This window comes from Butyrivibrio sp., from assembly GCF_017940685.1.
In the GTDB taxonomy this organism is placed as follows: Bacteria; Bacillota; Clostridia; order Lachnospirales; family Lachnospiraceae; genus Butyrivibrio.
The window spans coordinates 1-4,537 of record NZ_JAGAYD010000093.1; the positions used below are offsets into that span (position 1 = coordinate 1).

2 protein-coding genes and 1 pseudogene are annotated in these 4,537 nt (G+C 42.8%); all 3 read left to right on the forward strand.

Going from position 1 to position 4,537, the window contains the following annotated elements; genetic code table 11:
* Window positions 1-160: 160 nt before the first annotated feature.
* The 3 genes and pseudogenes from J6I68_RS05980 (at window position 161) to J6I68_RS05990 (ending at window position 4,157) form a co-directional block, all read left to right on the forward strand.
* Window positions 161-1,339 (forward strand): annotated as a pseudogene (locus tag J6I68_RS05980) (radical SAM/SPASM domain-containing protein).
* Window positions 1,339-2,811 carry a hypothetical protein gene (locus J6I68_RS05985; RefSeq protein ID WP_292218484.1) on the forward strand — a complete coding sequence of 491 codons (1,473 nt, stop codon included), beginning with the start codon at window positions 1,339-1,341 and terminating at the stop codon, window positions 2,809-2,811. The pseudogene J6I68_RS05980 and the gene J6I68_RS05985 overlap by 1 nt, the downstream one beginning before the upstream one ends.
* 176 nt (window positions 2,812-2,987) lie before the next feature.
* Window positions 2,988-4,157: a hypothetical protein gene (locus tag J6I68_RS05990; RefSeq protein WP_292218487.1), complete on the forward strand. Its 1,170-nt coding sequence runs from the start codon at window positions 2,988-2,990 to the stop codon at window positions 4,155-4,157.
* Window positions 4,158-4,537: the final 380 nt, after the last annotated feature.

Genomic DNA, 4,537 nt, shown 5'->3' on the forward strand with positions numbered 1-4,537 from the left:
AGTGGAGGAAGTGAAGATATCCTCTGAATTAAAATCAAAACGCTGGAACACGGAAGTGACCGAAAGAGATCGCCTCTATCTCACTAAACTCGGCATGAACCCAGCATAATTATTTTGAGTGTGTATTACACGACTTTTAGGATAGAAAAGGACCAAACTTATGTCAACAACCAAAAAACTCAACGGAACCGTCATTGTAACCTACCGCTGCAATGCCCGCTGTTCCATGTGCAACAGATATAAAGCCCCTTCAAAACCAGAAGAGGAGATCTCAATAGAGACCATCAAGAAGCTTCCGCCCATGTACTTCACCAACATAACAGGTGGCGAGCCCTTCATCAGAACAGACCTTAAGGACATAGTCCGTGAGCTCTACAAGAAATCCGACAGAATAGTCATTTCAACCAATGGCTTCTTCACTGACAGGATAGTAGATCTTGCCAAGGAATTCCCCCAGATTGGAATCCGTATATCCATCGAAGGCCTTGAGAAGACCAACAACGAGATCCGAGGCCTTGAAAACGGCTACCAACGTGGCTACCAGACTCTCAAGACTCTCCGGGAGATGGGCATGAAGGACGTGGGCTTTGGAATGACCGTCCAGGACAGGAACGCTCCAGACCTGGTACCGCTTTACCAGATATCCAACGAGATGGGCATGGAGTTTGCCACAGCATCTCTCCACAACAGTTTCTACTTTGTAGAGGCCAAGAACATCATCAAGGACCGTCCAATGGTGGCCCAGAACTTTGAGAACCTGGTCAATGAACTCCTTCGCAGCAATAGCCCCAAGAAATGGTTCAGAGCCTACTTCAACCACGGCCTTATCAACTACATATATGGGCAAAAGAGACTTCTCCCCTGCGACATGAGCTTCGACACCTTCTTTATTGACCCCTACGGAGACGTAATGCCTTGTAACGGTACCAAGGACAAAGAAGTAATGGGTAACCTCAATACCCAGACCTGGGACGAGCTTTGGAACAGTCCCGAGGCTGAAAAAGTCCGAACAAAAGTTAGACGTTGCGACCGCCAGTGCTGGATGATTGGCTCAGTTAGCCCAGCTATGCACAAATACATCTGGAAGCCAGCAACCTGGGTAATCGTCCACAAGTTTAAGGCGCTGTTCACCAAGCACCCATACAGCATGTATGAGAACAAGATAGTAAGAGACTACCGGGATGGTAAAGTCACCAAGGAAGACCTGGACAAATGCAGCACCTGCGATATGTGTGCAGTAGTCAATAATGGTCTTTCAGCAGCCAGCTAGGCTCAACTCAAGGACAAGACAGGCGAAGAGATTGTAGACGCTGATATCGCCAATCAGGTGAAAAGATAATGGAAAAGAAATTTTCGCGTAAAGAACTTCTGACCACAACAATATTTTCAGTATATCTGTTCGTTCACATGTCCATTCTGACCATGATCAACCGGTCATCAACTGGTATACTGGATCGTTCTATCCATATCTGGATGTATTACATTGACCAGATATTCCTTGTTGCGGGCTTTATCTTGTTCTCGATTCTCTGGAACAGGATAAAGAGTGATCAGGGAAGGGCCAGACTCATGGCTGTTGCGGCTATCCTGACCTTTTTCCCTGTATTTATAATGCTGATCTATCCAAGCACCTTTGCTTTCCTGGTTCTTGCGCCAGTAGTCAACATTTCTCTTGGCATACTGGGCGGAGCCGTCAATTTCTTTATATCGGTAGCGCTTTTTGACACTGAAAATGTTGGTAAGATATTGGCAATCTCGGCTGCGTTTGCCTATCTACTGCAGTATTCCGTTCAGATTCTGGCAGACAACAAGATGCTCCTTCTATTGTTAATAATAGCTGGAATGCTCTCTATCACAGGTATAGTCAAGAGAACTTGGGAATGGATCCTGGTGGAATGCCTTCCTGGTTCTGACAACAGTCTTACCCAGACCGTAGACATCCCTCGTGTTAAAAGATCTTTTGTGTCACTTTCAATCCTGTCTATCATGGCAGTTTGTCTTTTGACCTATTATGACAGTCAGCTCCTTAGACTTATGGTTGAGTCGGACATGAAATCTATAACAGCTTATTCCTGGCCAAGACTCTTTGCTATTCTGGGGTATCTGATATTAGGTATTCTAGGGGATCTAAAGGACAAGAGATTTGTTCACATCGCATTCTTTACCCTCACTTTGTGGCTTATATTGTCTCCTGTGATATACGCTGAAAACCCTACAGGTAAGGCGGCATTGGTTCTATTCTACGTGGTAGTTGGTTCATCCATATGCTACATGTATCTGATGTTCATGAGACTTGCACCACTTACAGGTAGAATAGCCCCGCTTACTGCTAGTATGGGAAGAGTTATTGAGGGGCTATTTGGGGTTATTTTCTCTTTTTTGCCATGGGATAAGATGGGACTTGGAACCCTTATAGGATTTGGAATTGGAGCCATTTCCGTTATGTTGGCAACATTTCTGTTTAATGGAGATTTGCATATCCACAATCTGGTAAAAGAACTATCAGTGGTAACATCAAAGAATGGAGAGGTTTCAGATGAGTCAGTGCAGGTACAGGATGATGATACCATTATAGTAGCAGAATCTTCTGCAGATCCATTCGAATCTTTTGCCAGGTGTTATGGCCTCACAGAAAGAGAAAAGGACGTATGCCGAAAATTACTATTCACAGAAGATGCTGGGCAAAAAATAGCAGATGATCTTTTAATCTCCAGAAGAGTATTTCAACGCCACGTTGCATCTATTTATGCAAAAACTGGCACAAAGAGCAGAATGGGGCTGTTTAAGGCCTATAATAACAGTTGTTCTTAATTCTTGGTTTATATTCTTTAATCTTTTTTAATAATGCAGTATGGTTGCGATAACCATGCGTAGTAAGCAGGGGAAGGTCACATGTGTGGCCTTTCTTTTTTTGACTCGTTTACGAGAAAATGATTATCACAGCGAGATGAACGTCTCAAACATTTTATCAAGGAGGATGAACCACTATGTACAAGAAAATATTGAAAAGCTTATTAGCAGTTACCACAGGACTTATGATAGCCGCTGGTCTGGTTGTCATGGGTGGCAATGGAATCCCAGCAAATCAGGTTGAGGCATCTGACCTTACTCTTGTTACAGATGTAAGTAAGGTTACCTATAGAGCCACAACTGCAGAGGAAGTCGCTCTTCTCAAGAAACTATTTGATGTAGAATATTATAAGGCGCAGAATCCTGAGCTTGTAGACCTTCTTGGAGGAAGCTATAAGGCACTTTTTGATCACTTCTGCAAGTATGGAGTGTATGAGGGAAGAACCTGTAATGCCAAGTTCGATCCTTCAGCCTATGTGTCCGCATATCCTGACGCCAGAGATGCAGCAAAAAATGACATACTGAATGCCTATATTCACTATGTGAATGTTGGACTTACGGAAGGCAGAACACTTACCACAGTAGAAGCTTGTGCAAAAGAAAAGATCACTGTTAGATCAATGATCGATGATAGCATTGTTATCACTCCAGAAGTATATGAAACAGCTGTGAAACTAGGAATCACCGACTATAAGGCTGTTACAAAGGCTATTGAGATAGCGAAACAGCAGGCGGCAGCAGGTAATACTGTGGTGATCACAAACAATACATCAAGTGATGATTCAGATGATTCTAGTAGCTCAGGTAGCCTTGCAGGGTATACAAAAGTACAGACGATTTCTGCTGGAAATGGTTTACATATCTGTGTGTACAAGTCAACAGGATATGCTGCATATCACCTGGATGGCGACTTGAACATGGTTGGGCTAATTGCAAGTACAGATGGCTACACTGGTGATGCAAGTAACCCCGGAGATGTAGTGGCACTGATTCCTGTGTATGTCTCTGATACTGCGTATGGAACTGTTACACCTGTTGTGCCTGCAAATTCTAACTTCATAACAACCGGGGATGAAGTTGGTTCAACTGTTCCAAATCGTACCACCTCTGGAATTGAGGTAGAAGTAGAAAGCGATTATGGCGGTACGAATGAGGAAATAGCAGATACTTCGGCCAATTCATCCACAACCTATGACGTGGGATTCAAATTTAACGATGCAAGTGATGACAGCGTTTCATTTAGCGTGGGTGTTGAAGGCAGTGATGGTTTCACGCTTGAAGATGTGTATACCGTAGATATTGAGTAAAAAAATTACCCAAGCTTTTAACAATCTCCTAACACATAGAAAGGGGCTTCATCTGGATGTTGATCATCTGGGGGAAGCCTCTTTCGCTATAAGATATCTACCCTTTCAAATCCCTAAATTGCGAGACCTAACAAATCATATTTTTATCCTCATTGGTATATTTGAGAAAAAAACTCAAATATATTGACAGAATATTTGATTCGGCCTATACTGTTTGTGAATAATTAGCAAAACTGATTTCCATAAGTATGTAGAGGGTAATAAGTATGTTGAGCCAGTTTTCAGTAAAGAATTATAAGAGTATCCGGGATGAGATTACCTTTGATATGCAGGCAGTTGCTATATCCGAGCTTGCGAATCATCTTATAGAAGATAAAGAT

Bases quoted from the DNA above. Each gene is read 5' to 3' on its own strand.
- J6I68_RS05985 (WP_292218484.1), top strand. From the start codon at position 1,339: ATGGAAAAGAAATTTTCGCGTAAAGAACTTCTGACCACAACAATATTT.
- J6I68_RS05990 (WP_292218487.1), top strand. From the start codon at position 2,988: ATGTACAAGAAAATATTGAAAAGCTTATTAGCAGTTACCACAGGACTT.